The organism is Kitasatospora sp. GP30 (assembly GCF_029892145.1).
In the GTDB taxonomy this organism is placed as follows: domain Bacteria; phylum Actinomycetota; class Actinomycetes; order Streptomycetales; family Streptomycetaceae; genus Kitasatospora; species Kitasatospora acidiphila.
In genome coordinates this window covers 496043-522245 of the sequence record NZ_JARZAH010000001.1, presented here as the reverse complement: position 1 = coordinate 522245, position 26203 = coordinate 496043, and the positions used below count along the sequence as shown (strand labels likewise).

The 26203-nt window shown below is 69.3% G+C and carries 23 protein-coding genes; 6 read left to right on the top strand and 17 right to left on the bottom strand.

What is annotated here, in order from left to right:
• Positions 1-55: 55 nt before the first annotated feature.
• The 13 genes from P3T35_RS02405 to P3T35_RS02345 all read right to left on the bottom strand — a co-directional run bounded on the left by P3T35_RS02405 (position 56) and on the right by P3T35_RS02345 (position 13815).
• Positions 56-901 carry a protein phosphatase 2C domain-containing protein gene (locus P3T35_RS02405; protein WP_101381156.1) on the bottom strand — a complete coding sequence of 282 codons (846 nt, stop codon included), beginning with the start codon at positions 899-901 and terminating at the stop codon, positions 56-58.
• A 228-nt stretch (positions 902-1129) separates the two neighbouring features.
• On the bottom strand, positions 1130-2011 hold the full coding sequence (locus P3T35_RS02400) for an NUDIX hydrolase (RefSeq protein ID WP_180356511.1): 882 nt from the start codon (positions 2009-2011) through the stop codon (positions 1130-1132).
• Positions 2012-2171: 160 nt separating this feature from the next.
• Complete coding sequence (locus tag P3T35_RS02395) at positions 2172-2783, bottom strand: 2'-5' RNA ligase family protein (RefSeq protein WP_101381154.1); 612 nt, start codon at positions 2781-2783, stop codon at positions 2172-2174.
• Positions 2783-3850: a phosphotransferase gene (locus tag P3T35_RS02390; RefSeq protein WP_180356510.1), complete on the bottom strand. Its 1068-nt coding sequence runs from the start codon at positions 3848-3850 to the stop codon at positions 2783-2785. The genes P3T35_RS02395 and P3T35_RS02390 overlap by 1 nt, the downstream gene beginning before the upstream one ends.
• Positions 3847-4323, bottom strand: a complete 477-nt coding sequence (locus P3T35_RS02385; protein ID WP_280704103.1) for an NUDIX domain-containing protein — start codon at positions 4321-4323, stop codon at positions 3847-3849. Before P3T35_RS02385 ends, P3T35_RS02390 begins: the two co-directional genes overlap by 4 nt.
• A gap of 34 nt (positions 4324-4357) precedes the next feature.
• On the bottom strand, positions 4358-6307 hold the full coding sequence (locus tag P3T35_RS02380; protein ID WP_280703985.1) for an ABC transporter ATP-binding protein: 1950 nt from the start codon (positions 6305-6307) through the stop codon (positions 4358-4360).
• A 172-nt stretch (positions 6308-6479) separates the two neighbouring features.
• Positions 6480-7088, bottom strand: a complete 609-nt coding sequence (locus tag P3T35_RS02375) for a DUF5753 domain-containing protein (protein WP_101381150.1) — start codon at positions 7086-7088, stop codon at positions 6480-6482.
• Between the two features lie 17 nt (positions 7089-7105).
• On the bottom strand, positions 7106-7633 hold the full coding sequence (locus P3T35_RS02370; protein ID WP_101381149.1) for a LuxR C-terminal-related transcriptional regulator: 528 nt from the start codon (positions 7631-7633) through the stop codon (positions 7106-7108).
• Positions 7634-7659: 26 nt separating this feature from the next.
• Positions 7660-9111 (bottom strand): Mur ligase domain-containing protein, encoded by a 1452-nt coding sequence (locus tag P3T35_RS02365; protein WP_180356509.1) that lies wholly within the window; start codon positions 9109-9111, stop codon positions 7660-7662.
• A 5-nt stretch (positions 9112-9116) separates the two neighbouring features.
• Positions 9117-9740, bottom strand: coding sequence for a hypothetical protein (locus tag P3T35_RS02360; RefSeq protein WP_180356508.1), 624 nt, complete (start codon positions 9738-9740; stop codon positions 9117-9119).
• A gap of 113 nt (positions 9741-9853) precedes the next feature.
• Positions 9854-11251 carry a glutamine synthetase family protein gene (locus P3T35_RS02355; RefSeq protein ID WP_101381146.1) on the bottom strand — a complete coding sequence of 466 codons (1398 nt, stop codon included), beginning with the start codon at positions 11249-11251 and terminating at the stop codon, positions 9854-9856.
• The gene (locus P3T35_RS02350; protein ID WP_101381145.1) at positions 11251-12753 is read right to left on the bottom strand and encodes an amino acid permease; all 1503 of its coding nucleotides are present in this window, start codon (positions 12751-12753) and stop codon (positions 11251-11253) included. The genes P3T35_RS02355 and P3T35_RS02350 overlap by 1 nt, the downstream gene beginning before the upstream one ends.
• A gap of 69 nt (positions 12754-12822) precedes the next feature.
• Positions 12823-13815 (bottom strand): hypothetical protein, encoded by a 993-nt coding sequence (locus tag P3T35_RS02345; protein ID WP_101381144.1) that lies wholly within the window; start codon positions 13813-13815, stop codon positions 12823-12825.
• A 169-nt stretch (positions 13816-13984) separates the two neighbouring features.
• On the opposite strand from P3T35_RS02345, the gene P3T35_RS02340 reads away from it, so the two are divergent.
• Positions 13985-14206, top strand: coding sequence for a hypothetical protein (locus P3T35_RS02340; protein ID WP_143676847.1), 222 nt, complete (start codon positions 13985-13987; stop codon positions 14204-14206).
• A 115-nt stretch (positions 14207-14321) separates the two neighbouring features.
• Here the strand turns inward: P3T35_RS02340 and P3T35_RS02335 are convergent, their stop codons facing one another.
• Positions 14322-15233, bottom strand: coding sequence for an SAM-dependent methyltransferase (locus tag P3T35_RS02335; protein WP_280703984.1), 912 nt, complete (start codon positions 15231-15233; stop codon positions 14322-14324).
• Positions 15234-15609: 376 nt separating this feature from the next.
• On the opposite strand from P3T35_RS02335, the gene P3T35_RS02330 reads away from it, so the two are divergent.
• A complete protein-coding gene (locus P3T35_RS02330; RefSeq protein ID WP_101381142.1) occupies positions 15610-16959 on the top strand; it encodes a helix-turn-helix transcriptional regulator in 1350 nt (449 codons plus the stop codon).
• On the opposite strand, the gene P3T35_RS02325 is transcribed toward P3T35_RS02330, so the two are convergent.
• From P3T35_RS02325 to P3T35_RS02315, 3 genes are all read right to left on the bottom strand, one after another.
• Complete coding sequence (locus P3T35_RS02325) at positions 16934-18733, bottom strand: prolyl oligopeptidase family serine peptidase (RefSeq protein ID WP_101381141.1); 1800 nt, start codon at positions 18731-18733, stop codon at positions 16934-16936. The genes P3T35_RS02330 and P3T35_RS02325 overlap by 26 nt on opposite strands.
• A gap of 140 nt (positions 18734-18873) precedes the next feature.
• Positions 18874-19758 (bottom strand): aminoglycoside phosphotransferase family protein, encoded by an 885-nt coding sequence (locus P3T35_RS02320; RefSeq protein ID WP_101381140.1) that lies wholly within the window; start codon positions 19756-19758, stop codon positions 18874-18876.
• Entirely contained in the window at positions 19755-21140 is a 1386-nt protein-coding gene (locus P3T35_RS02315) for a helix-turn-helix transcriptional regulator (RefSeq protein WP_101381139.1), read from the bottom strand. The genes P3T35_RS02320 and P3T35_RS02315 overlap by 4 nt, the downstream gene beginning before the upstream one ends.
• Positions 21141-22317: 1177 nt before the next feature.
• Between P3T35_RS02315 and P3T35_RS02310 the strand changes: the two genes are divergently transcribed.
• The 4 genes from P3T35_RS02310 to P3T35_RS02295 all read left to right on the top strand — a co-directional run bounded on the left by P3T35_RS02310 (position 22318) and on the right by P3T35_RS02295 (position 26174).
• A complete protein-coding gene (locus P3T35_RS02310; protein WP_101381138.1) occupies positions 22318-23490 on the top strand; it encodes a methionine adenosyltransferase in 1173 nt (390 codons plus the stop codon).
• A 79-nt stretch (positions 23491-23569) separates the two neighbouring features.
• On the top strand, positions 23570-24169 hold the full coding sequence (locus P3T35_RS02305) for a histidine phosphatase family protein (RefSeq protein WP_101381137.1): 600 nt from the start codon (positions 23570-23572) through the stop codon (positions 24167-24169).
• A 134-nt stretch (positions 24170-24303) separates the two neighbouring features.
• A complete protein-coding gene (locus P3T35_RS02300) occupies positions 24304-25137 on the top strand; it encodes a TauD/TfdA family dioxygenase (protein ID WP_101381136.1) in 834 nt (277 codons plus the stop codon).
• Complete coding sequence (locus P3T35_RS02295) at positions 25137-26174, top strand: MupA/Atu3671 family FMN-dependent luciferase-like monooxygenase (RefSeq protein WP_101381135.1); 1038 nt, start codon at positions 25137-25139, stop codon at positions 26172-26174. The genes P3T35_RS02300 and P3T35_RS02295 overlap by 1 nt, the downstream gene beginning before the upstream one ends.
• Positions 26175-26203 lie beyond the last annotated feature (29 nt).

Here is a 26203-nt window from a genome sequence, read left to right as displayed (position 1 = left end):
GGTTGATGTTCGGCCGGCTGCCGGGATGGTCACGGGTGGGTGCGCCGGTGCGATGTCAGAAACCGGCAAGGGGCCACCAGACCAGCGCCTTGTCGTCCGACGGCTTGTAGCGGGGCCACATCTGGGCGTCGGGGTCGTGCTCCTCGGCGCGGCTGACGGCCTCCACCACGGCCTGCGGGCCCGCGGTGCGGCACTCGCGTGCCATCTCCAGCCAGGAGTACAGCTCGCATTCCTCCACCGCGCACGAGACCCCGTCGGTCATCACCAGGACCTCGGCGCACTCGGCGAGCAGCCAGGAGGCCAGGACGGCGTGGCGGGCCGCCTGCGGTACGGCTTCCGCGATCCAGTACCCCCGCTGCGAGCCGTTGTTGACGTGCCGGTCCTGCACTGCGCGCAGGGTGCGCAGCAGCTCTCGGTGCTCCTCACCGAAGCCGTGGCCCGCCCGCAGGAGCCGGCGGTACTCGCCCGCCGCGGGCTGGACCTCGACCAGGTGGGCGAGCCGGTCGTCGCGCAGCACTTCGACCGCGGTGTCCGGGCCGATGCGGACGATGGGGCTGTCGCCGAGCACCAGGGCATCGAGCCGATCGGCCAGTCGGCGCACGATCGAGACGGTCGCTGCGGGGGAAGCGCCCGCGACCAGGCTGTGGTCGCGCACCATGTCGGTGATGGCTTTCTCAAGCAGCTCCCGCAGGTCGCCGTCGGGTTCCTTGGTCAGCTGGTCGGCGATCCGGACGCCGAGCTCTGCGGCGTACCAGCCGCCGCGCGGCTGCCCGTCGTGGAGGGTGGAGACGCCGTCCAGGACGATGACCGCGTTGGGCAGGATGACGATCCGGTCCTCGCTGGGGCGCGCCGGGTTGCCGGGGAGTTCGCCGGTGTGGGGCAGTGGGGTGGTACCGGTCATGCTGGACCTCCTGGTCCGGTGAGCGGGTCGGGCAGGGGCGGGGCCGCGTCGACGGCGTCCAGCAGGGTCAGAAGCGGCCGGTACCCGCCGGCAAGGGTTCGCGCCCGCTCGGTGAGGAGTTGGTCCAACTCACGGGTGTGGAAGCGGATGGCCGCGCTGACGTCGGCGCGGATGTAGGACTGCGGGGCCTGGTCAGGCGTGCCGCCCAGGCGTGGGCCGGTCCTACGGTCACGGCATCTCGTCCAAGAGCAGCTGGGGTTCGGCCAGGAGGATTGCTGCGAGGCTTCCCGCTTCTCGGATGCCGCCGCTGCGGGCCAAGCGCACGGCCTCAGCCGCCGGCACCCAGCGCACCGTCATCCACTCCTCGGTGGCGTCTCGCTGGATCTGCCCGGGGGTCAGGTCGGTGGCCAGCAGGAGGTGCGTGGTCGTGTGGGCCGCGCCCGGCAGCGGGTCGATTCTGCCGATCACCCGCAGCTTCTCGGCGCGCCAGCCGGTCTCCTGCTCCAGCTCGCGCGCCGCAGCCAGTTCCACCCCCTCGCTGCCTTCGACGGCCCCGCCGGGCAGGTGCAGCACCGGGCGCCGAGGTAGGAGATAGAAGTGGTCCTCCACCAGGGCGACCTCGCCGGCCGCGTTGATGGCCAGCACCCGCACGGTGGCCGGGACCTCGATGTACTCGTAGGCGCCCTCTTGCCCATCGGGCTGGATGACATCGTCGCGGCGCAGGGTGACGTGCGGGCCCTGGTGGATCACCTGGCTGTTGAGTGTCACCCAGCCCCGAGGACTGTGATTGCCGAGGCTGGAGTTGAGGAACGCTTCCAGGGCCATGGAGGCGAGTTCCAGTGCGGGCCGGGCATTGTCCAGCGCGGTGACGAGTTCGGCGTACGGTGGCCATTGCCGCTCACCGGCACCGACCGCCGCCGTGCCGTTCTCGCTGCGCCACTGCTCGAAGGGCGCGCGCCAGCCCAGCACGGCCTCCAGCTCTTGTCGGGCTTGGTCCACCGCGGCGGCGACACCAGCAGGCAGTCCGGTGCTGGGGATGGCTGCCAGTGCCTTGTCGATGCTCTCGGCGTCGAGTAGCGCCTGGCCGGGCGTGTCGGCGGCCTCGGTCATGGGGGCAAGTGGAGGGCGAGTGGTCAGTTCCACGCACGCGTCCCACGCTCGTTCCCTCGCTGGGGAGGTGTTGCTGTTCTGGGTCATCGTGTCCCCCATGGTCGGCTGGTGCGGGCAGGCTATCGGCGCCCCGTCGTCGGTGCGCGGCGTTCGAGCCCGCTCACGCGGCGGTGCCGAGCTTGACCTCGGCCAGTGGACGCCAGGTGATCTCCCGCTCGTCGTGCGACTGGGCGACCACAGCGATCCGTTCGGCGGTGAAGGTGACCGGCTCGGCGCCGTGGTCCGACAGCCATGCTTTCAGCTCGGCCCGGTCCGGCACCGGCCCGGTGCTGTAGGCGATCGTCGCGTGGGGATAGTGCACCGTGGGGACGAGAGGGAAGCGGCCTGCGGTGACGGCGCCAACCTCCTCCGCGCACGCCTGCCACAGGCGCCGGCTCGGCTCGCCGGGCGTGCCTGGGCACTCCAGTGCCACGTTGCCGACGTTCGGCCAGTGCAGGGTCAGGGTGAACGGATCAGTCTGGGCGAATCGCTGGTGCAGCCGGTCGGTGATGGCCTCGACCTCGCCGAAGCGCAGCTGGTCCATCGGTCCGGAGTGCAGCAGGGTGACGTGGAACCACTCGGGCTTGACCGGTACGAGGGGCTCGCGGTGAGTCAGTTCCCGGTAGTGCGCTACCAGGGCTGTGCTGATCTCGGGCGGAGGCAGTATGTGCAGGTGCAGGTCTTCGCGGCCGGCGGGCCAGCGGTGGCGGACACGGTCGAAAAAGCTGTCCATCAGGGTCCTTCCTGGTCGTTCAGCGGGTGCGATGCGGGTTGATCGAGCAATTCGGTGAGCTCCGCCTCGAGTTCAGGCAGCAGGCCGAGCAGTTGCCGGCTCATGGTGTGGCGGTGGTGCCAGTAGCGGATCAGGTCTGCCGGGTCGCCGCCGGTGGTGGGCTCCAGGTAGGTGTCGGCCAGGCCGTACCAGGTCTGCAGGACGTAGAGCAGGGTCAACCGTGCGGTGTAGACGAGCTGCTGGCGGGCTGCCGGCGGTGCGTGTTCGGCGTAGGCGCCGATCACGGCTCGGGCGTAGGTGCGCCAGGTGGGTGAGGTGGCGGCGGTGAGCGGGTCGTAGGCGATCCGGCCGACCTCCCATGCGGGGTGCAGGACGCGCCCGCGCAGATCCACCACGGCGGTCAGCTCGCCCGCCGGATTGAACAGGAGGTTGGGGCGGGTGAAGTCGCTGTGCACCAGCTGCGTCGCCAGCCCGCGCGGCAGGCCGGCTTGGAGGGCGGGCACCACCTGGACGTCGGCCAGGCGCTGCCGGGTCTGCTCGCGGTGGAGCAGGGCGCCCTCGCTCGGCTCGGGCAGAGCATCGATGGCGGCCAGGATCCGGTGGCCACGCTCAACGACGCGCGCGGTGTCCTGCTGCCACCAGGGTTCGCTGGTTGCCCGAAACCGTTCGGGGTGCGGGTAAGCGGCCAGGTTGCGGTGCAGCTGGGCCAGCATGGCGCCGATCCGCTCACCGTCGGCTGGAGTGTAAGGGGTGGTAAGCGGGGTCGCGTCGATCCATTCCCAGACGCTGAACACCCAGTCGCCAGCAACGGTCAGCAGGTGGCCGTGCCGGTCCGGGCGCGGGGCGGCGATCGGGCTGCCGTCCCGGTGGGCGAGGAGAGACGCCTCAAGGCGCGCGTCCGTCTCGGCCAGGTCAGTGTCACGGTAGACCTTGACGAACCAGCGCCTCCCACCGTCGGTTGCCTGGTAGTTGTCGGTCTCTGTGCCCAGCGGCCCGGGCCGGACCTGGGTGACTGGAAGGTCGTGGTGGGTGGCGAGCAGCGCGGCGAGCTGCTCCTTGCGCCTCACGCCGGCGTCTCGGCGGCGTGGTCGGCGCCGGGCCAGCCGGTGGCGGCGAACCGCGGGCCGCCGTCGCGGTACGCGGTGATTGCGGCGCGGCTGGTCGGGAACATCGGCTCGGGCAGGTCGGTCAGGGGAGCCCACCCGACTGCCAGATGCTTCTTGGGTTCGGCGTTCACCGGCTGGCCGCTCCACCGGATGGCGGCGAACGCTAGCAGCAGGAACTCACCTTCCTTGTCCCAGCCTTGGGCGACATGGGCGACGTGCACCAGGCGCAGGTCCGCGCGCTCGACCACGAGGCCGGTCTCTTCGCGCAGTTCGCGCACCCCAGCCTCGTCGGCACTCTCTCCCGGGTCTACCTTGCCGCCGGGGATGGTGAACACGGGCTCGGGGTTCCACGCGCGTCTGCCGTACCTCACGGTGACGATCAGGCCGGTTGCCAGGTCGTGGACGATCACGGAGACGGCCAGCCTGCTGGTCATCATCAGCGGTGCGCTCCCTGCTGCGGGTGGATGGTCAGTGATCGGCGCTGGCGTCGACGGTCATGGCGCCCGAGGCGTCCGAGGTGGTGCGGGGCGCCGGGACGGGGCGCCGGTCCTGCGACAGCTGCCACAACTCGCCGAACAGGCCCTTTTGCTGCACGAGTTCATGGAAGGTCCCCTGCTGCGTGATCCGGCCACCTTCGAGGACAACGATCCGGTCGGCGACGATCGTGTTGGCGAGGTTGTGGGTCACCAGCACGATCGCGCGGTCGGCAGCGGCCTGGCGCAGACCGTCGAAGATCCTGCGCTCGCCACGGGCGTCGAGGTCGCTGGTCGGCTCATCCAGCACCAACAGCCCGCCCAGGCGGTGGAACGCGCGGGCGACCGCGATGCGCTGCCACTGTCCGCCGGACAAGGCAACGCCGCCCCACCACTCGCGCGCCAGCAGGGTGTCCAGGCCCGAGCGCAGAGTGCCGACCACATCGTCGGCGCCAGCCGCGCGGGCCGCCTCCCACACCGCCTCATCGCCGCGCGCGGTGGGCTGGCCGAGCTGGATGTTCTGCCGGGCACTGTCAGGCCATCGGGCGAAGCTCTGCGGCACCACGGCGGCATGCCGCCACACCGCCTGCGGGTCCAAGTCCCTCATGTCGACGCCGTCCCACAGAACTTCACCGCCGCTGGCCAGGTTCAGCCCGCACAGCAGCTTGAGCAACGTGGACTTGCCGGCGCCGTTCTCCCCGATGACTGCCACGATCTCCCCACGGCGCACCGTCAGGTCGATCTCGTGCAGGATCGGCTCCTCACCCTCGGGGTAGGTGAAGGTGGCCTTGCGCAGCTCGATCACCTGCGGTGCGGCGGGGACGGTCGTGCCGCGTGCCAGGCGCATCCCGGCCGCCTCGTCAACGAATTCCGACCAGTCGTCCAGGTACAGGCCCATGCGGTACACGTCGGTGCCGTAGCCGACGATCCCCTGTAGAGCCTGGGAGCTGGAGGTCAGGGCGATGACCGCGGTGCCGGCGGAGGCGACCGTGATCCGGCCGGTGGCGAGCAGCCAGATCAGCGCTCCCCACAGCACCCCCGCTCCCAGGGCGGATGCGCCGGCCCCGGCCAGGGCGATGCGGGCCGAGTGCCAGGAAGCCTTGTCGCTGGTGGCGTCGATGCGCTCCCCGGCGGCACGGTAGCGGCGCAGCATGTACGGGGCGATGGTGTCGGAACGGACCTGGTCGGCGGACGTCTTGTCGAGCAGATACCAGCGCAGCAGGTTCAGGAGCCTCCGGTCGTCGTAGGAGGCCATCATGGCAAGGTAGTTGATTCGCGCCGAGCGGGCGGAGGCCAGGGCCCGGGGGATCGCACCGAATACCAGCAGGGCGACGAGGAGCGGGTGAAGCGCGACCAGGACCAGCGTGGACGCCAGCAGGGACAGCGCGGAGGCCGTCAGGTTCTGGGTGGTGGTCAGCAGCTCGCGGGCCATGTCCGCGCCTCGGTCGGCCGCATCGAAGCGGTCGTTGAAGCCTGGGTGGTCGTAGGCCGCCAACTCCGCGTTCGTGCCCGCGTCCAGCATCATCAGCTCGGCCTGCCGGGAGATCTTCGGGGCGATGCGCTGGGTGAGCGTGGAGACCGCGATGCCCAGCACACCGCGCGCACCGGCCGCTGCCGCCAGCACGACGAGCGAAGGGGCGGCCTGGTGCAGGCGCTCACCGATGTGGCCCGAGGCGACGAGCGCGGCCAGGGTGCGCGTTGTGGCCAGCAGCCCGAAGGCGGCCAGGGCACCGGAGAGCACCTGGCAGACCAGCAGTACCACCAGGGCCCGCCGGTCCACCTGCCAGCCCAGCGCGAGCGCACGACGCATCAGTGACGGCAGACGGCGCACCATCGCCCCCGTCGTCAGCGCGGCCACTCTCGCCTGCCGCTGGTCGCCGGGCATCTGCCAGGACAGCTCCTCCTCCTGCTGCTGGCCGTCGTCCTGGTGCGTGGCGCTCGCCATCGGCGCAACTCCCTTGCTGGTACCGGACATGGACCCGAGCGTTGGAGCCGTCTCGGGCTTGGGGGACGATCCTGGCAGCGCCGCTGCTGCTTCGGCGGCCGAAGCAGCGCCACGTCACCCGATCGTGCGAACGTGAGTACGAGATGTGTGCGTTGCCGGTGGTTGCGGCCGGTCAGATGGCGCGCAGGATCTCGGTGATGAGTTCGCGGGCCTCGTAGCCGTAGCGGGCGCTCTCGCGCAGCATGCCGTGGATGCGCTGGTGGTCGACTACGGTGGCCTGGCCGGTGAGCGTGGTGGCGCCGTGGTAGTCCTCGGTCTCGACCCGGTGGTTGTCGTAGATGGTGAAGCCGCCCGCGAGGTAGGCCGTGAGAGGGGCGCTTGCGGGGATGACGCCGAGGATCATGCCGTCCTCGTCCAGTGCGTCCGCGAGTCTGCCCAGTTGCCGGTCCATCACCTCGCTTCCGGCGATGTTGGTGCGCAGGGCCTGTTCGGTGAGCAGGACGTGCCAGGTGGTGCCGGGGCGCCCGAGGTAGCGGGCGCGGGCGGTGCGGCTGGCGACCGCCTGGTCGATGTCGTTGGCGCTCAGCTGGTGCACCTGCGCAACGAGGGTCAGCATCGCTCGCGCGTAGTCGGGGGTCTGCAAGGCGCCGAAGACGGCGAGCGGGCTGTAGGCGGTGATCGCCCGGCTGGCCCGCACGAGGTCCAGCACCTCGTCCTGGGCCGGTGCGGTGCCGTGTGCCAGGACGTGTGCCCAGGCCCGCGTGGCGGTTGTGGAGGTCATGGGTGCTCCAAGGGTCTTCACGTGGCGGCCGGTTGGCCGGTGTGGGCATGGAGGGCGATGGCGGGCAGACGGTCATCGATGTCGCGCAGCAGCAGGAGTTCGTAGACCAGGCCGAGGGCGACAGCCTGGGGGCGGTCGCGCGCCCGCAGGATCTGCAGCAGTGTGCTGCCGTAGCCGCGCACCGTCCCGTAGGTGACACCGAGTTCCAGCGCGGCGTCCGGATCGCCTTCGCCGCAGGCATACGTCCGCAGGACCTGCAGTTGGCGCGGGGACAGGTGCACGGGCTGCACGACGGGGCAGGTGATGACGTCCTCGGGGGCCAGGAACTGGTGGATCAGCCCGAGGGCGATCACTTGGGTGCGCGAGCTGGCGCCGAGGGCGGCCTGGAGCTCGGCCGTGTAGGCGGTGACGCGGCCCTCGGAGGTGTAGGTGGCGCGTGCTATCTGAGTGCGGGTGCGGCCGGCGGCACGCCACTTCAGCAGCCGGACCTGCTGCTCGGTGAGCTCCGGAGCACTGGGGAACGGGTGGACGGTTGGTGCGGTCACGGGTCAGTCGTCCTGGCGGTCGGCGATCACAGGTCGGTGGGGATCGAGGCTGCGGGGGCACCGATGGCGAACAGAAGCCGGGCGCCGAGGCGCGCGGCGTGACCGCTGCCAATGACCGCGATCACGTCGCCTGGCCGGGCCACAGCGGCAATCTGCTGCTCGACCGTCCCGTTGAGCAGGTCGCTTCGGGCATCGACGGTCGTGAGGTGTCCGGCCAGGCCCCCGGCAGCCGCCGAGCGCGCGATCGCGTCGGTCCCGGCATCGGCGCCGGGGTGGGCAGGGCCGACCAGGTCGTGAACCGGCAGCAGGACGGCCTCGTCAGCGACGGCGAGCTGCCGGCCGAGCTCGTTGCCGTAGGCGACGGAGTCCGACCACCCGGTCGGCTCCAGCACCGCGATCAGCCTCCCGCGCGGACCGGCCAGCGTCCGGGCGGCCTTCAGGTCACCCGCTAGCTCGGCCGGGTGGTGGGCGATGGAGTCGACCACCGTCACGCCGCCCTGGCGGCCAAGGACGGTCAACGAGCGTTCCACGCCGGGGAACTCCGCGATTCCTTCGGCCAGGTCAACAGGACCGCCACCCAGGACCCGCCCGACTGCGAACGCGAGCGCGGCCGCCATGGCGTTGTGTCTGCCGCGCAGGGGCACGGCCAGCAGGTGTTCATTGCCGTCGAGGTCGAGCAGCAGCAGGCGGGTGGTCCTGCCGTCCCAACGGGTGCACAGCACGCGGATCGTCGCGTCGGCGACCTGCCCGACGGTGACGACGCGCGGGCCGGGGGCCTCGGCCAGGCGGGCGGCCAGCTCGGCGGTGCCGCGGTCCCAGGTGGGCAGGACGACGGTCTCGCTGCGGCGGGCCAGGCCCTCCAGCTCCTCCAGCGTCTCGTAGCCCAGGTGCTGCGGCTGGGCGCCGGCGATGGCGGTGACGACGCTGACCGTGGCGTGCTCTTCCAGGTCGCCGTCCTCGCCGAGGTCTGCGATCAGCAGGTCCCCACCGCTGTGGTGCCCCACCCCGTGCCTGACCAGCGGTGTTCTCAGCACCCAGGCGGGATTGAGGTGGCCCAGCGCCGAGGTGAGCATCCCGGCGACGCTCGCGGTGCTGTGGCTGCCGGCCACCGCCACGGTCGTGTTGGTGGCATGGAAGAGCTGCGCGAGAGCCTCGGGGTAGTGGTGGGTGGGGACGCGCATCTGCTCGGCGCGCTCCAGTTCGGTGCGCTGGGTCGGCGTGGTGCGGCCGGACCAGACCAGGCAAGACATGTCGGCGCGCACCAGGTGCGGGCCGTGGTCGTGCGTGATCCGGACGCCGTGTTTGGCGAGCTCGGCGGTGGTGTCGCTGTCATTCAGGGTGGAGCCGCTGACCCGGGCTCCGCGCTCCAGCAGCAGCTGAGCCAGGCCCGGCAGGCCGGAGCCGGCCGTGTCGATGCCGACCAGGTGGGGTGCGGCCAGGCGGGGCGGACCGCTGTAAGCAGGCGTGTCGTTCGTCATGCGGGTCAGCTCCTGATGCCGGCGGGCGTGGTGTCGGGGGCGGACGTGGCGGTCATCACCTGTTCCATGAGCGTGATGAGGGCGAGCCGTGCCGCTGCGCGGTCGCGTGCGTCGATCGTCACGACTGGCGTCTGCGGGGCGGCGTGGCGGATACCGATCCGGTGCAGCTGGTCGCGCACCCATGCCTCCAGCGGGGGCTGGGCGCCCGGGTGCGCGGGGAGGACGACCAGGTGCGGGATGCCGTGCTGCTCCAACAGGTCGAGCGTTGTGAGATCACCGGTCAGCCGTTCGCGGTCGGCGACGACGAAGGCGCCGACCGTGTCGTCGAGCAGGTCCTCCCAGCGCGACCAGGACGACAGCTGCGGCGGCGTGGTGAAGAGCATGACGGTGGCGGTATCCAGGGCGATCCGGCCGAACTCCACGGTGACGGTGGTGCCCGGGTCCCCGCGGTGGTGCGGGTCGGCGACGCTGAGGAGTTCCTCCACACGGCCAGGGGGGCTGTCGCTGAGCGCGGTCAGCAGGGCGAGCACGGCGCCGTGGTCGGCACCGGTAATGAGGATCTTCAGGGGCTCCGGCGCGTCAGCCAGTGCGGAGGCCGCCGCCTCGGCGGGAGCGGGTCGGGGTGGCATGGCTGCCTCCGTTCCGTTCGGCGAAGGGAGTGAGGGGTGGGGAGGGTGGTCCGGGTGGACGGCGGGACCCCGAGCATGGGCGCAGGTCGTGCCCGGGGCCGTCCGATGGGATGTCAGGTCTGGGCGAAGCCGCGGGCCAGCTCGACATCGGTCACCCGTGCGTCGTGAACCCGCAGTTCGGCCTGGGCCAGGTTCGCGTAGTGGGCGACCACGTCCGGCCCGAGCAGGTCGCCGGCCAGGGTGCTCGCCTCGAACAGGCGCAGAGCCTCGCGCAGGCTGGTCGGCACTGCGGCGTCGGCATGGTCGCGGTAGCCGTCGCCGGTGGTCGCGGCCGGCGGCTTGAGGCTGCCTTCGATGCCGCACCGGGCGGCGGCCAACGTGGCGGCCAGCGCGAGATGGGGGCTGGCGTCGGCCCCGGGCAGGCGGATCTCCAGGTGCAGCCCACGACCGTGGCCGACCACTCGCACCGCGCAGGATCTGTTGTCCCGCCCCCACGTGTACGAGGTCGGCGCGAAGGAGTGAGGGCGGTACCGCTTGTACGAGTTGGCGTTCGGCGCATACAGGGGCGCCAGCTCGGGCAGGCCCTCGAGTAGCCCCGCGACGACCTGCCGCCCGAGCTCGGACAGCTCGCCGGGCCGCTCCCGGTCGGCGAGCACCGGCTCCTCGCCCCGCCAGAGCGAGACGTGAAGGTGCAGGCCCGAGGCGACGCGGTCGGCGGGCGCGGCCATGAACGTCGGCACCAGGCGCTGGCGTTCGCCGATCGCACGGGCGGCGTGCTTGAGGAGCACGTGCTGCTCGCACGCGGCCACCGGGTCCCCGTACGGGAACGTCACCTCCACCTGACCGGGCGCTCCTTCGCCCTTTACCGCTTCCACCGGGTGGCCGGCCCCGGCCAGCGCTGCGGTGAGCCGGGTCGTGTAGCGCACCAGCTCGGCCGGGTAGTCCAGCGCGTAGTCGCGGTTGTCGGCCGTCACCGGCCGCAGTCCCCGGAATCCGGCGGCTGCGGCCTGGGCAAGGGTTCCCTGGTACAGGATGAACTCGGCTTCCAGCCCGGTCTTCACCGTCAGACCGAGCCCGGCCAGGGCCTCGATCTGCCGGCGCAGGATCGTGGCCGGGGCGACGGGCACCGGCTGCTCGTCCGCGCCCAGGGCGTCGGCGAAGACCAGGGCGGTGCGCGGCAGCCACGGCAGCAGCCGCGCCGAGCCGAGGTCCGGGACCAGGCGCACGTCCCCGTAGCCGGCCTGCCAGCCGGTCAGCTCGAAGCCGGGCAGCGGCGTCATTTCCATGTCGGTGGCGAAGATGTACGCGCACATCTCCCCCGCCGCGTCGCCGTCGACGAGCTGGTCCAGGAAGAACCGCGCGTTGTACGCCTTGCCCTTGGCGCGGCCCTGGGCGTCGACTACCGCGAGCAGGACCGTCTGGATGCGGCCGTCGGCGATCGCCGTGCGCAGGTCCTCCAGCGCCAGGCGGCTGGGCGGCACGGTGCGGCGCGTGGTGTTCTGGTGGGTCATCACACGATCTCCTCGGCCAGCTCGGCCATCCGCGCGCTCCCGACGGCGGGCGGGGTGTAGGAGCGCCCGGCGATCCACCGCCACACGGTGGCCAGCACGAGGGCGCAGGCGAGCGCGATCGGCGCGTAGTTGAACGTGTCGGAGGTGATGGGGCTCGACTGGGGCAGGCAGAACAGCACCGTGACCAGCACGACCCAGGCCACCGCCGCGATCCCGATCGGGCGGCTCCAGCGGCCCAGGTTCCACGGGCCGGGGGTGAAGCGGCTGCCGGCGCGCAGCCGCAGGAAGATCGGCAGCGCGTAGGCCGGGGTGATCCCGAGCACGTTGATGGCGACCACCGCGTTGTACGCGGTGACCGACCACAGTGCCGGCAGGGCCAACAGGAAGGCCACCACGACCGACAGCCACACCGCCGCCACCGGTGTACCGGTCCGCGGTGAGGTACGCCGCCACCAGCCGCTGCCCGGCAGAGCCCCGTCGCGGGAGAACGCGAACACCATGCGCGAGGCAGCCGCCGTCTCCGCGTTGCCGCAGAACAACTGGGCCACGATCACCACGAGCAGCAGGGCCTTCGCCCCGCCCGTCCCGAGGGCATCGAGGAAGATTTGCGCCGGCGGCACCCCTGTTGAGGTGCCCACCGTTCCCGCGTAGTCCTTGATCGCGAAGCTGAGACCGAACAGCAGCACGAAGCCGGCGATCCACGAAGTCCAGATCGAGCGCACGATCCCGCGCGGTGCCGACATTGCGGCCCCGGTCGTCTCTTCCGACAGATGCGCGGAAGCGTCGTAGCCCGAGAAGGTGTACTGCGCCAGCAGCAGGCCGATCATCACGACGTACAGCGGGCTCGACCAGCCGGTCCCGTTGGACCAGTGCCCGAAGACGAAGCCCACCGACTGGTGGTGGGTCGGTACCAGGACCAGCGCGCCGACGATCACCAGCACCCCACCGATGTGCCACCACACCGAGATGCTGTTCAACACGCTGACCAGCCGCACCCCCGCCAGGTTCAAAACGGCGTGCACCAGGAGGATTACCGTGTAGATCACCATCAGGGAGCCCGGTGTCGGGGTGAAGCCGAACTGCATGTTCAGCAGGGCCCCGGTGAACGTGGCCGCCCCGTAGTCGATCCCCGCGATCCCGCCCAGCAGACCGAGCAGGTTCAGCCAGCCCGTGTACCAGCCCCAGCCGCGCCCGCCCAGGCGATCCGCCATGAAGTACAGCGCGCCGCTGGTCGGATAGGCAGAGGTGACTTCTGCCAGCGCCGCGCCGACCATCATCACCATCGCCCCGACGCCTACCCAGCCCCACATCATCACCGCTGGGCCGCCGGTCACCAGCCCGAACCCGTACAGCGTCATGCACCCGGACAGCACGCTGATCACCGAGAAGCTGACCGCGAAATTCCCGAACGGACCCATCCGGCGCACCAGCTGGGGCTGGTAGCCCAGCTGGCGCAGTAACTGCTCGTCACGAACGACGGCAGAGCTGTGCGCGTGCGACATCGAACAACCTCCAAGATCGAATAAGAACAGAACAGAGCGCGCCGTCCTGCGCCGACTGGCTGACCACGCTCACGCCTTGCGGCACTGCGAGCGCGCTTGCACGAACTCCTGCTCCGCGCGCCCCGGTTCGGAGGCGACGTAAGCCCACGGCATCCGGCTCGCGTACGGGCCGATCGCCTCAAAGACCCGCGCCGCCTCTGCGCGGCGGGCACCGGCCCACAGCGCGTGCGCCAGCACATTCAGGTCGTTCGCCGACCGAGGCTCCAGCGGCTCGGCCTCGAACCAGTACGACCAGGCCCGTGCGGTGCGCTTGACGACAGTGTTTTCCAGCCGCCACTGGCCCTTGTCCTCCGTGCGCAGCGGGCCTGCGGCCTGCAGCAGGCGGTACTTCTCAACACCGGCCAGGAGCGGCAACACGTGCAGCGGCGACCCGACCGGCGCCCAACCTTCCACCCAGCTAGTGAAGTTCCAGACCAACTCCATCGGCCGCGGTCGGGACAGCCAGAACTGCAGCATCCGCACATGCGCCTCCCGGCCAACCGGGTCACGCTGGTACGCCTCGTGCAGCAGCCCCCACGGGCCCGGCGGCAGGAAACTGCCGTACGGGGCGCCGGCTTGGTGCTCCCGAACCGCGAGGCGCTGGTCCAGTTGGGCCAGAGCAATCAGACACACCCACGGCACCGGGTCGGCGGGCGAAACACGCACTGCCGACCAACACACCTCACGTGCCTCGGCGGCCAGCACGCCGGCCCACGCCCCGTGCTGGCGGCTTGCCCGCAGCGCGCGCTCTACCGCCACTCTCGCCCGCATCACCAAGGCGTCCGGGCTCTGCGGCTCCTCCCCGCACCACGTCTCGACCACGTCCGAGCCCGCCGCCACCGCCGCCAGGACCTGCGTCCGCGCTGTACGCAATCCCGATGTTGGCCCGCTGCGTGCCAGCAGGTCGCGCATAGCCATCCACCGCCCCGCCTGCACCTCTTCCACGACTGTCCGCAGCTCCTCGTCGAGACCGGCAGGGTGGAACACCACCCGGGCTGTACCGGCCGCCTCACCGGCGCGCATCTGCCCCACCTCCAGCCACGGGGCGCTGCCACGGGGCGGCCGGGGAACCACGGCCAGCACCGGCGCCAGCGGTTTGCCCGGTCCGGCACTCGGGACTCCACGGCCGCGCGTCGGTCCGGGCTGCCGCCATTGCGGTGGCCGCGAAGCTGGCGACCAGCTCGTCCACCCGGTGGCGCTCAGCACGGATAGCCGCGAGCGCCTGCAGCAGCGCGTGCTGGACCGCACCCACCTCAACACCGGCAACCAGGGCCACCAGGTACTCAGCGGGATCGGGCCCGGCCGTGCGTGGCGCGTTCGCGGCCTTCAGTGCCTGTTCCAGGCCGGCGGCCCGTCGGCGAGCCGCCGTGGCGACCCGCTGCGAGTAGGCCGCCACGAGCAGCGCGATCAGTGAGCAGATGACCATGCCGCCTACGGCTGGGCTCGGTACCTGATGTGTCATCAGATCCTCAATGAGGTGGCAGGAGTGGATGATGAGCTGCTGCTCGGTTCGCCGAGCGGCCCTTCGATCAGGGCTTGTGTGCGACGACGCCGTAGCAGGAGAGCCGGGCGTCGGTCAGCGACGGGTCAACCGGACCGTCCGGCCGCCAGCGGGAGACCAGCTGCAGTCCCGGCGGTACGACTTCCAGACCGGCAGTGAACGCCTCGACCGCCGTTCGGGACCGGGCCTGGGCGGGGATACCGGCCTTGCGGTAGAGCCCCACGACGCTCTTCCAGGCCGCAGGGTCGAAGTCGCCGGTGACGTGGGACAACGCCACACAGCTGCCGCTCGGCAGGGCCTCCACCAGCTCGGCGAGCAGGCCCTGCGGATTGTCCGCGTCCTCGATGAAGTGCAGGACCGCAAACAGCATCAGAGCGATCGGCTGCTCGAAGTCCAGCACCGCGCGGGCACCAGCGAGGATCTCCTGCGGGTCGCGCAGATCGGCCTTGATGAATGCGGTCCGCCCCTCCGGCCGGCTGTTGAGCAGGGCCCGCGCGTGAGCCAGCACCATCGGGTCGTTGTCGACATAGACGACCCGAGAGGCCGGGGCCTCGGCCTGAGCGATCTCGTGAGTGTTGGGGCTGCTGGGCATCCCAGTGCCGATGTCCAGGAACTGGGTGATCCCCGACTGAGCGAGGTGCCGGACGGCACGCTCGAGGAAGCGCTTGTTCTCGCGCGCCACGGTCGGCAGCATGGGTGCCACCTTCAGCAGGGTCTCGCCCATCTCCCGGTCTGCCCGGAAGTTGTCCTTGCCGCCGAGGTAGAAGTCGTACAGGCGGGCCGGTTGCGGCTGAGCGGTCAGTGGATCAACGGACGGCGCATCGGCGGAACTTGACCCGGGACTGCCTCCCGCGGAGGTGGGGATCATCTCGATCGAATGAGTGCCGGCACCGAGCAACGCCCTGTCCGACTCCGGGTGGCGGTCCTGGGTCCTGGCCATGTCTCCTCGGCTGTTCAAGATTCAAGCGCGGATCGTGCAGTGCTAGGTGGTGCCCGCTCGGTACGGAAGGGGGGTGCCGTACCGAACGGGCGGTCATGGGTGCGCGACAGTGCGGACCGGGTTAGGACTCGGCAGTAACGCCCTCCGAGACGCCACCGCTGGAGGGTCAGCAATCCCCAGATTGGCTGGCCGATTAACGGAACACGAGTGGCTGGATGCGGACATGATGGGTGTCCGCATCCGAGCTGCGGGAACGTGTCGTCCGTCCACATGACCGGCTACACCGATTCGTCTACACAGACGGCACGGCGTGGAACAGAATGTGACGGACCGTCGTTGACTCAACTCTCGGGGTCTCGGCTCAGCAGGGGGTGCGATGGCCGCCAGGGCAAGGGAGCTTGTTCCGTCTGGATCGGCACTGGCCAAGCTCGGGGCGACGCTGCGCGAACTACGGACCGCCCGGGGTTGGAGTCAGGCCAAATTGGGGGTCGCGGTCCACAGCAGTGCCGACTTGGTCCGTAGGGTCGAAGCGAGCGAGAGGTTCCCATCGTTTGAGTTCATTGAGGCCTGCGATCAGGCCCTTGAAGCGGATGGTGCGCTCGTAGATCTCTGGCCGGCCGCGGACGAAGAGCGTCGTCGCACGCCATCGGCCGGGGCGGTGCGCAGGAGTGAGCCACCGGCCCGGTTCGATCCGAAGGCATCCGAGCTTGTGGTCGCGGACTGGGTGGTGTCGACCGGGAGAGAGGCCGCGAACACCAGTGAACTGGTCAGCAAGCTCTGGGTCACCGAGGCAGACGTTGACGTGGCGAGCGGGATGCTCACCATGTTCCGGCAGTTGGACCACGCCCACGGTGCAGGGCAGTTCGCACCCCAGCTCCGCACCTACGTCGAGACGGAACTGAGCTCGCTGCTCTCCCGCTCGGCGGCGAGCGCGGACGTCGATCGCTCACGGGCCCGAATCGCGGCGGGTTTCCTCGAACTGGCCGGCTACCAAGCGGTGGACGCGGGACGACCAGGGTGGGCGCAGTCGTACTACAAGCAGGCCCTGGACCTGACCCGGAGAGTGGCCGACGACGCGTACGGCGGCTACCTGGTAGCGGTGAACCTTGGGCACTTGGCACTGCACTGCGATCAGCCGCAGACCGCTCTCCGCTGGTCCCAGGCGGCGAGCGCGGGGGCAGGAAGCTCCGCGAGTCCGGCTGTACGGGCCGCGATAACGGCTGTCGGTGCTCGTGCTCACGCCCGCTTGGGCGACGAGCGCGAGGCAACGGCCATGCTCCTCCAGGCGGAGAGCCTACTGGACACCTCGACGGCCGAGGACGAGCCGCCATGGATCGCGTACTTCAATCGGGCGTACCTTGCCGACGAGATGGCGCACTGCTTCCTCGATCTCGGCAGGGCCCCGGAGGCCCGTGCACAGGTAACTGACGCGCTCCTCGGGGTCGGGCGTGATCGCGTTCGCCGGCGGGCCATTGATGCCGCTCTGATGGCCTCAGCCTGGCTTCGATCGGGCGACATCGAACAGGCTTGCGCCGCGGGTTACGAAGCCGCCGGATACGCCGCGCGGACCTCCTCCGGGCGGTGTATCGACCGCATCGCGCGTCTCCTCGCCAACCTCGCGCCCCATGCGGATCAGCAGGCGGTCGTGGACCTCGATGAGTACGTACGCCACGTTCTCCCAGCCGCTGCCGCCAGACGCGCTACGGCAGTGCCGCTGCGGACGTGATCCTCTGGTAGAAGCGGAACTCCGTTTCCAGCGCCGCTCGGCGGCTTGCCGGGGCCGACAGGTAATGGCCAACGCGTTCGAGGATGAGCGTCTCGTGTTCGGCACCGAGCGCCCGCAGGCCAGCGGCAAGACTTTGTGCGTCGGCCACCGGGGCGATGTCGTCGTCGGTTCCGTGGATCAGCAGCACCGGCACACGGATGGCTTCGGCGCGCACCGCACCCGCCGCACCAGCGAGGATCGCGGCGTGCGGGCGCTGAAACCGAGGTGCCGTGGTCGCCCATCGCTTCGGGTCAATGATGGCGGACGTGGCTGTCGCCCCGGTGAAAGGGCCGGTCAGGCAGGCGGCTTGGAGTGCGGTGTATCCGCCGGCACTGGCACCGCTGATGAACACCGCGCTCGGACGCGCTGTGCCGTCAGCCAGGAGCTGTTGGGCAACAGCCGCGCAGTCTTCGACGTCGTACTCCCCCCAGTGGCCGTGAAGGGCCTGTCGGAATGCCCGCCCTCGCCCCGTGCTCCCTCGGTAGGCGACGTCGGCGACGGCAAAGCCGCGGGCAAGGAAGTACTGCGCGGTCCAGTCAAGGCGCATCGGCACATCGTCAGTTGGTCCCGGGTGTGCGCGGACGAGCAGCGGCACAGGCCCGTCCACGAGGGGACGGTGCAGCAGGTAGCGGATCGTTGTGCTGCCGGACCGTAGTTCGCGGATGGACGGAGCCGCGCAGGAGTACTGCGGCTGCTCGTCCTTGGGGGTTGGAGGCTCCCACCGCCGGGTGGGAATCGGGCTGGCAAGGTCGAAGAGCCGGATCGACGGTGTACTGGTTGGGGTGGAGGCGATCAGCGCCACCTGCTGGCCGAGCACCGCGACGTAGGGCTTCACCGAGGTCAGGTCAGCCGCCGGTTCGCGGCGGTGGCCGTCCCGGTCTACGGTGATCAGGCGTGTGCGGAGCCCGTCGGAGACCGTCAGCACGATCTCGCCCCCTGGCAGGAAGCCGAACGACTGGTATCCGCCTTCCCACGGAGCTGGTGCGCAATCGGCATCCAGGGGAGCTACCGCGCGGACCCGCAGGCCGTCCCAGCGGTACAGGTTCCACCATCCTGTGCGGTCGGAGAGGAAGTACAGCATTCCGTCGAGCCCCCATGCCGGCTGCACCACGGATTCCTCTTCGCCACCGGCAACCAGCCTGGGCGAGTGCGCCAGCCCATGGGCCGGAACCTCTGCCACTTGGAGCCGGGCGGAGTCCCAGGGCATCCGGTCGTCATCCCACTCGAGGTAGGCGAGCAGGCCGCCGCAGTAGCGCGGCGCTGCGAGGAAGCCCGATGAAGTCACCAGTACCTGCACGCCCTGGCCGTCGATGGGGGCCTTGACGATCTCGTCGCCGTGGTCGTCCCCCCGTACGGCCAGCAGGATGCCGTCCGCGAAGTGCAGGTCACCGTAGAGGAAGTGGTCATCCACCGGCACAATCGGGCCAGGAGCACGGGCATCAGCCAGTTCGTAGATCTTGCTGTCCTCGGCACTGACGATCCACTGACGGTCAGTGGTGACGGCGTACGACCCGCCGCCGTACGCATGCAGCCAGCCTCCGAGCGACAGGTCCGGCGAAGTCTGCGGCCGGGCCTCGCCCTGCGGCCCGGCCCGCATCAGCCGGCGAGCTCCCCCTAGTTCCGGATCCGACTGGATCCACCACAGTTCGCCGTCCACCGAGGTGAGTTCATCGTATGTAGCGTGCTTGCGGGCCACCCACTCGGCGTCGAGTGGTTCGCTGGTCTTGCCGATCATCCGATCCTCTCGCCCCCTGGAGGGTGCTACCGATCACCGACGGTACCGGGCCTGCGGCCTTGCAGCTGAGCCCGGTCCGCCGCTTGTCACGCGCCCTCTCGGCCACGGCTGGCACCTGCTCGGCCGGGGCTGCCGCGGCGCTACTCGACGGCGGTCCATCCCCACGGCCGCGGACCGTGTTCGCCTTGGAGGCAGGCCAGTCGGTAGTGGGCTTGGTCGCGATAGCGCTCGGGGTCGCGTGCCGCGGCTTGGAGAGCGAAGCAGGTAACTCGAAGTTCACGAACGTCGCGGAGAATTGGGTAGCCCGCCCAGGCGGTCACGTCCGTGCCGTAGGCATCGCAGAACGCCGTGTACTGGTCGTCCGACACGGTGCCGAATGTGCCGTGACCGACGGCCGTAGAGGCGAGGTCCCATTCGGGCGGCCCGAGGGAGGAGCGCTCAAAGTCCAGGAGGTACGAAGTGCTCGCGGTGACGGCAACGTTGCCGCCCCAGGCGTCGCCGTGGATGACGCTCTCAGGACTGCCCGCAGGGAGGCCGGCCCACGCAGTCTGGAGAGTGGCGAGACGAGCCCAGAGCCACCGCCGCTGTTCGTCGTCGAGGGTCGTCGCCTCGCTGATCCGGGAGGCGAGTCGAACGAATGGGTCCAGCCGTCCCAGCTGGAAGTCGGGCACGGGCAGTTGGTGGAGGCGCCGAAGGAGCGGGGCAATGTCAGCTGCGGTGCCGGCACGGTGACGCGGGAGCTCGTGCCAGAAGGTCACTGGGTGGCCGTAGACCTCGACAGGCTCCGCCAGGGCGTCGAGCGGCCGTACTGCGGGGACCTCGCAGTCGTGCAGCCAGCGGGCGACCGCGAGCTCGCGGACCGCGGCGGCCCACTGACCCGGGCGAGCGATACGAGCTACGACCTGGTGCGGAAGCCTCCACAGGGCGTTCTCGCCGATGCGCAGCGGCTCGGCCCCGTCTGCGGCCAGTCCGGCTTCTGCGCACGCCTTGAGCAGTACGGCGTGGGAGAGGGTCGCTGTGGTCATGCTGTCACCATCGAGCTGATCTGCTCTCGCAGGTCCCGGGCGTCCGGAAGCTCGGGATGGCGCTGCGCGAGACCGCGAAGCTCATCCAGTTCGTGCTTGGCTCGCAGCGAGCGGAGCTGGGCTGCTTCGGCAAGCGCGATACGACCATCGGCCACAGCCTCAGCCGGGTCGCCGGTGGCCATCCGGAGGGAGGCCAACTTCGTACGGGAGAAGGTCCGGGACCGCGCATAGCCGGCAGTGTGGGTGTCGACAGCGGTCTGCAGGCGCAGCAGCGCCGAGCGCGGGGGATGGCCCAGGAGGGCGAGGTCGAACAGGGCATGTCCTGTGTCTCCGTGGTGCTGGGCGCTGTCGTAATAGGCCATCCAAGGACCCTCGTTGGCCGGCACGAGCCCGGCGAAGGAATCGTCCGACTCTCCGATCGCAGCGAGCGCCTGCTGCGTCTTGCCCATCTTGGCGAGTGCCCGCGCACGCGCGTTGTGGAGCATCGAGCGCTCAGCGGGGGAGAGACGGTCCGCGCGGATGAGACCGAGCTCGGCGAGGGTGAGTCCGGTATCGGGGTCACCGCGCCACGTGGCGTGCCGCGAGCGCAGGTTGTAGGAGACGGCACGCGATGGCCAGTTGTCTGCTTCCTCGGCACAAAGGGTGGCGAAGGCGAAGTAGCGCTGCGCGTCATCGTGGGCGAACGCGTCAAATGCCGAGGAGCCGACAGCGGCGGCCAGGCCGCTGACGGCCGTGAACAGGCCGCCCCTGAGCGGGGGCGGGCAGTCGGCGCCCAGGAGGTTTGCGGCCCACTGGACTTGGACGCGTGCGGTGTCTCGGACGGCACCAGCGCCACCGTAGAGGTTGTCCCAGCTGCGCAAGGTGGTGGCCGCAGTGTTGATCTGGTCGATGTCAGCCGAGCGTACCGTCGCCGGCACGGCAGTGACCGAGCTGGCGCTCGCAAGGGGGAGGAGTGCGCCGGTGGCAGCGCTTGCTGCGGCGAGGAAGTTGCGTCGGAGCATGGTGCTGAACTCGTTCCAGTCGAAGGTAGACCGGGGCACTTCCAGAGTGCCCCCCATCCACGCTCCGAGGGGAGTACCCACGCTCGAGATCAGGGAGTTGTCCACATCACGCGGGGGCTTGTCCACATCAGCCTGAAGCGGGCTCAGGAGTGCGGAGATGGCACCGCCGGTCTCAAGAACGGCGTCCATGTCCGCCGCATACTGCTGCTTGCATACTCGTTGACCTTTCTCCAGTTTGCTGATCAGGTCACCACTGATGTGCACCCGAGCACCGAGCTGGTCCTGGCTCAGGCGGCGTAAGACTCGCCAGCGCCTGATCTCAGCACCCAGCCGCTCGCGGGCGGACCGTTCTGGATGGAGATCCCGCGGTCGCTGCGGCATCAGTTACCCCCTCGGCACTCCGATGTGGACAACCTGGGCTCTCCCGTCGTTGGCGCAAGCCCGCGAAAGCCCCCGGCTATACAGATCGTTTCACAGTGTTGCACCACCAGCACAGGCCGCGACGGTCACGGGAGTGGCGAGTGCACTAAGAAGCGGCCGGTGCGTCCAACTCAAGGACGTCAACCCGCAAGATGCCGCTGTACCCAGGCCCGTGGCCGCTGATGCGGACAATTCCCGTGTCCGCATCAGCGTTCTGGCATCTGGCGCCGGGCCCCTCCACCCTTAACCAACGGACTTCGCGCGGCGCCCGCACGCAGGGCCCTGTGGCTCTCCAAAGGGCCGGGGCACCTCACTGTCACCGACGGTTACGGAGCGTTCCGAAAGGTCTGCGGAACGTCCTGAAGCGACGTCACGCCTTCCACATCTGGCCGGTCAGCATCGAGGGGAGCGATAGTGCAGAGCCTGAACGACCAGCCCAACGTGCCGGCTTCGGCTATCCCGGACCAATCCGAGCCGCAGCCGGGCCCCCGACTCAACGGGGCAAATGATGGCTTCAGTCGGGCCGATGGGGTCATCTTCCCGCCTGCAGAACAGAGATGACCATGCCGCTGCCACTCCGCGAGCTACTGCAGGCCAACGCTGCGCGGGACAGCGATCTGGAGCTTCGATGCTCGACATGATTCAAACCGCCTGCGCACGAACCGCGTTCGACCTATGATCACCCTGGTTGCATCATCGACTACCTTGCGTTACGCACCCCTTAGGCCGCCGTGCGTCGCTCCGAGATAGGAGAACCGCCCTTGCAACGCACGACAGACGACTACCTGATGCTGCGCCAGGCTGACGCGCCAGCCGGGCAGGAGCTGCTCCGTTGCATCAACCTGAGGCTACCCCTTGCCACCGGAATGTCGAAGGACGCCGTCCTCGATGTAGCGAGACCGACCTAGTAGGCGGCACAGGAACAACCTGATGACCGTGGGCCAATCGATGACGAGATCTGTCTGATCGCATTGACCGACTCGCGAGTTGCCTTTGAGCTCATGGCCGGCGCCACCTAAGCAACTATCCGTCAAGACAGCAACATTGGGGGAAGTGTACTTTGCGACGCGTCACGAACCACATAGATGGCAGCAACGTGGTCATTGAACTGGGAGGCTGTACACCCGACAGTGTCTCCATGGTCGAGCGCAAAGGGCTGGGCCACCCCGACACGCTCTCGGACCATCTGGCCGAGCGCCTGTCGCAGGTCTATAGCCGCTACAGCCGGCAGCAGTTCGGCGCTGTACTCCATCACAACTTCGACAAGCTCGCCCTGCTCGGCGGATCCAGCGAGGTCCGTTACGGGAGTGGCGAGATGCGGAGTCCGGTCCGCGTCCTGGTCAACGGGCGCGCCGCCTTCGTCTGTGGCGGCGCGGCTATCCCCGTCCACGACCTTGTCGACGAAACCGTGCGGGCCTTCTTCCTGGAACGCCTCCCCGAGCTTGAGAAGCATCTGAGCATCGAGTTCAACATCACCAGCAACTCGAGCCCAGGTGCCGTCGTCACCGAGGAAAGCACTGGTGAGCGCACCCGATGGTTCGCCCCAAGCTCCATCGAGGACCTCCGGGAACGCCGGACGGTGCTGTCAAATGACACCTCGCTCGGCACAGGGTGGGCGCCCGTCAATCCGTTCGAGTCGTTCGTCCGTGAACTGGTGGACCACCTCTCTGGGGACAGCGAGTTCACCCGCGCCAACCCGTGGTGCGGGTCGGACGTCAAGCTGATGGGGTACGCAGACGGCGAGCAGGTGGACGTCGTCCTGTGTGTTCCACAGAAGTCGGTCTATGTAGCTAGCCGGGAGGAGTACCTCGCCAACAAGGAGGTCATCCTGGCCGAGTGCCGGCGGCTTGCCGGTCGGCTGCTGTCGGACGCACCCGTGAGGTTCCGCCTCAACGCCCGCGATATCCCGGAGAAGGACGAGCTGTACCTGACGTACACCGGCAGCTCGATCGAATCCGGCGACGAAGGCGTGGTCGGTCGGGGGAACCGCGTGAACGGTCTCATCACCCCGCTGCGCCCGATGAACATGGAAGGCGCGAGCGGAAAGAACCCGGTGTATCACGTCGGCAAGTTGTACAACCTCGGCGCCGCCAGGCTCGCTCAGCGGCTTTCCGAGGAGACCGGCTCCTACGCCGAGGTCCACCTAGTCAGTGCTACCGGACAGCGTCTCGACCGGCCATGGCGTGTGCTGGTCCGGCTTGCCGATGGCGGCGTTCAGGCTGACAAGGTGCAGTCCATCATCATGGACTCGCTGAATGCGTTCCCGGCTCTGACCGATGAACTCATCGAGGACGGCATCCTGCTGGCGTGATCCGCGCCGAATCGATCGATTTCGAGCTCATCGACGGGAGCGCACGCACAGTGCGCTCGGGAACAAGTGAGGCTCAGCCATGACCACTTACCTCCTGCGGCACGGCAGGACCTCCTACAGCGCCGAGTACCGCGTCAACGGCGACCCGCGCATTGGCGTGGCGCTCGATAGCGAAGGCGTGGCGGCCTGCCGCCGAGCGCACCGCGAGCTTCCCATCGCGGACTTACGTAGTTGCGTGGTCAGCGCCTTCCCGCGCACGGCCCAGACCGCGCGGCTGCTTCTGGGCAAAGCGGTCACACCGCTGGTCGTCGATGCCCGACTCAACGAGCTCGACTACGGAGCCTTCGAGGGCCGGCCGTTCCTGGAGTACGGCGCCTGGCTGCGCGAGAGCGGGGCGTCACGGCGGCCCGACGGAGGCCAGGAGTCGCAGCTTGAGGGCATCAGCAGGATGCTGCGCGGAGTGCAAGCCTGCCTGGAACTTCCCGGGCCGCGGCTGATCGTCGGCCATGGACTGCTGATTTCCGTGCTCAGCTGGCAGCTTTCCCGAACCGAGGAGCCAGTCATGCCACCGCTCTTCCCAGAGGCTCCCTACCTGCGGCCACTCGCTGTCACGGACGCCGAACTCGGTTCTATGGCGACGCTGTTGCTCAACGAAATCCGAGGAGCGAAGTGGCAGTGACATCACCGGGTAGGCCCACCTGGCCGCCAAATCAAGGGGCTGCGGGGCGACCCAGCGGTGCCGATCAACTGGCTACTCCGACTGTTCCCCTCTCCCCCCTCGAAGTTCAAGAGATCATCCGGGTTACTGACCGGATGCGAGCCTCCGGTCACAGTCTCAACTCTCTCGATCTGGCGGAGTTCCCCGCCTCCGATGCCTGTGCGGGCTGGGGTGAGCGGGTTCGGCGGCATTTGCAGCACCGAGGCACAGCCCTGGTGAGTGGATTTCCCGTGGCCCAGCTCGGCCTTGAAGAAGCGTCGATGGCCTTCTGGTGGGCGGCATCCGCGATCGGCGCCCCCCTCCTGCAGAACAAGGAGGGCGCCCGGATCGACCTGGTACAGAATGAGGAGCGCACGACGGTTCGCGGAGCCAAGAGCAACCGTGAGCTCCCCTTCCACTCCGACTTTGCCAACGCGACCCCAGACGCCTTCGGGCTGCTCGCGGTCCGCCAGGCAAAGTCGGGAGGCGAGTCGCTGCTGGCGGACGGACGGACGGTTGCCGCGGTGGTGGAGGCCCAGGAGCCGGCGGCAGCCGCAGTCCTGCGAGAGGAGTTCTGCTTCGACCGTACAGGAGACGTCGGACCAGACCAGTCGGCAGTAATCCGTCACCCGGTGTTTCTTGGCCACGGTGAAGGGGTGCGTGTGCTTTACAACAGAGCACGCATCCACCGGGGGCACCGACACGAGGGTATTCCGCTGACTGAGGCGCAGAGCCGAGCGCTTGAGGTCCTCGATGGGGTGCTCAGCAGCCCAGAACACGCCGTACGAACCCGGATGCGCCCCGGTGACGCGCTGTTCATCGACAACTCCCGGATGTTGCATAGCCGCACGGCCTTCGTGGACTGGCCCGAGCGTGAACGACGGCGTCTCTTACTGAGGGTCTGGCTTCGGGCCGGCCGCACCGACGATTCCGTGCAGAAGGGCACCTGATGCGATTCAGTCTGATGTTCTTCGCGGCAGACGACGGCGCGGCGCAGGACGACCTGTACGCGCTGTTCCTGGACGCGGTCAGGCTCGCCGATGAAGGCGGCCTGACGGCTGTCTGGATACCGGAGCGCCACTTCGCCCGCTTCGGCGGGCCCTACCCCAACCCGGCGCTGCTCGGAGCAGCAGCAGCCACGGTGACCAAGCGGCTGAAGATCCGTGCCGGCAGCGTGATCCTCCCGCTTCAAGACCCGCTGCGGGTTGCCGAGGAGTGGTCCGTAGTTGACAACCTCTCGCGTGGACGAGCCGAGGTCTCATTCGGATCTGGGTGGAACGTCAACGACTTCGTCCTGGCCCCAGATGCGTTCGAGCGCCGGCGAGAGTCAATGTGGGAGCAGATCGACGCGGTCCAGCGCCTGTGGCGCGGCGAGTGCCTGCCGCGCCGTAATGGTGCAGGCCGGGTCCATGACACGGCGGTCTTTCCTCGGCCGGTGCAGCCAGAGCTGCCGGTGTGGCTGACCGCCCAGTCGCCGGATACGTTCGCCACTGCAGGAGCGGCCGGCTATCCAGTACTGACCAATCTCAACTTCAATTCGCCGGAAAGCCTCACCACCAACGCCCATGCCTATCGCCAACTCGTGCGCTCGTCGCCGGACAGGCACCGTGCCCAACTCGCCCTCATGCTTCACACTTTCGTGGCCGACACCGACGGCGAGGCTCGCACCGCTACGGCTGATCCGCTGCGGCGCTATCTACGCGCCAACCTTGAACTGCGTGCCCAGTTCGCGGTGGGCAAGGGAAGCGGCGGGCCTCCGCTCTCGGCAAGTGCGGTGGATGCCATCGTCGAGAGGGGTGTGGACCGGATCCTCGACTGGGCGGGGCTCATCGGAGGGCCGATCGCTCTCCACAAGAAGGTCGCCTACTTCGCCGAGCAGGGCGTGGACGAACTCGCCTGCCTGGTGGACTTCGGCACGGATCACGACGCAACGCTGAAGAGCGTAGGCCGGCTATGTGAGTTGGCGCAGCAGACATCGGGACGGTGACTGTCTGCGGCCAGCGAACCCTTGTCTCC

What these genes read in the sequence shown, in the direction of transcription:
- P3T35_RS02405 (WP_101381156.1), bottom strand. Translation starts at nt 901, where the DNA reads ATGACCGGTACCACCCCACTGCCCCACACCGGCGAACTCCCCGGCAAC.
- P3T35_RS02400 (WP_180356511.1), bottom strand. Translation starts at nt 2,011, where the DNA reads ATGACCGAGGCCGCCGACACGCCCGGCCAGGCGCTACTCGACGCCGAG.
- P3T35_RS02395 (WP_101381154.1), bottom strand. Translation starts at nt 2,783, where the DNA reads ATGGACAGCTTTTTCGACCGTGTCCGCCACCGCTGGCCCGCCGGCCGC.
- P3T35_RS02385 (WP_280704103.1), bottom strand. Translation starts at nt 4,323, where the DNA reads ATGACCAGCAGGCTGGCCGTCTCCGTGATCGTCCACGACCTGGCAACC.
- P3T35_RS02380 (WP_280703985.1), bottom strand. Translation starts at nt 6,307, where the DNA reads ATGGCGAGCGCCACGCACCAGGACGACGGCCAGCAGCAGGAGGAGGAG.
- P3T35_RS02375 (WP_101381150.1), bottom strand. Translation starts at nt 7,088, where the DNA reads ATGACCTCCACAACCGCCACGCGGGCCTGGGCACACGTCCTGGCACAC.
- P3T35_RS02365 (WP_180356509.1), bottom strand. Translation starts at nt 9,111, where the DNA reads ATGACGAACGACACGCCTGCTTACAGCGGTCCGCCCCGCCTGGCCGCA.
- P3T35_RS02360 (WP_180356508.1), bottom strand. Translation starts at nt 9,740, where the DNA reads ATGCCACCCCGACCCGCTCCCGCCGAGGCGGCGGCCTCCGCACTGGCT.
- P3T35_RS02355 (WP_101381146.1), bottom strand. Translation starts at nt 11,251, where the DNA reads ATGACCCACCAGAACACCACGCGCCGCACCGTGCCGCCCAGCCGCCTG.
- P3T35_RS02350 (WP_101381145.1), bottom strand. Translation starts at nt 12,753, where the DNA reads ATGTCGCACGCGCACAGCTCTGCCGTCGTTCGTGACGAGCAGTTACTG.
- P3T35_RS02345 (WP_101381144.1), bottom strand. Translation starts at nt 13,815, where the DNA reads ATGCGCGCCGGTGAGGCGGCCGGTACAGCCCGGGTGGTGTTCCACCCT.
- P3T35_RS02335 (WP_280703984.1), bottom strand. Translation starts at nt 15,233, where the DNA reads ATGGCCAGGACCCAGGACCGCCACCCGGAGTCGGACAGGGCGTTGCTC.
- P3T35_RS02330 (WP_101381142.1), top strand. Translation starts at nt 15,610, where the DNA reads ATGGCCGCCAGGGCAAGGGAGCTTGTTCCGTCTGGATCGGCACTGGCC.
- P3T35_RS02325 (WP_101381141.1), bottom strand. Translation starts at nt 18,733, where the DNA reads ATGATCGGCAAGACCAGCGAACCACTCGACGCCGAGTGGGTGGCCCGC.
- P3T35_RS02320 (WP_101381140.1), bottom strand. Translation starts at nt 19,758, where the DNA reads ATGACCACAGCGACCCTCTCCCACGCCGTACTGCTCAAGGCGTGCGCA.
- P3T35_RS02315 (WP_101381139.1), bottom strand. Translation starts at nt 21,140, where the DNA reads ATGCCGCAGCGACCGCGGGATCTCCATCCAGAACGGTCCGCCCGCGAG.
- P3T35_RS02310 (WP_101381138.1), top strand. Translation starts at nt 22,318, where the DNA reads ATGGTCGAGCGCAAAGGGCTGGGCCACCCCGACACGCTCTCGGACCAT.
- P3T35_RS02305 (WP_101381137.1), top strand. Translation starts at nt 23,570, where the DNA reads ATGACCACTTACCTCCTGCGGCACGGCAGGACCTCCTACAGCGCCGAG.
- P3T35_RS02300 (WP_101381136.1), top strand. Translation starts at nt 24,304, where the DNA reads ATGCGAGCCTCCGGTCACAGTCTCAACTCTCTCGATCTGGCGGAGTTC.
- P3T35_RS02295 (WP_101381135.1), top strand. Translation starts at nt 25,137, where the DNA reads ATGCGATTCAGTCTGATGTTCTTCGCGGCAGACGACGGCGCGGCGCAG.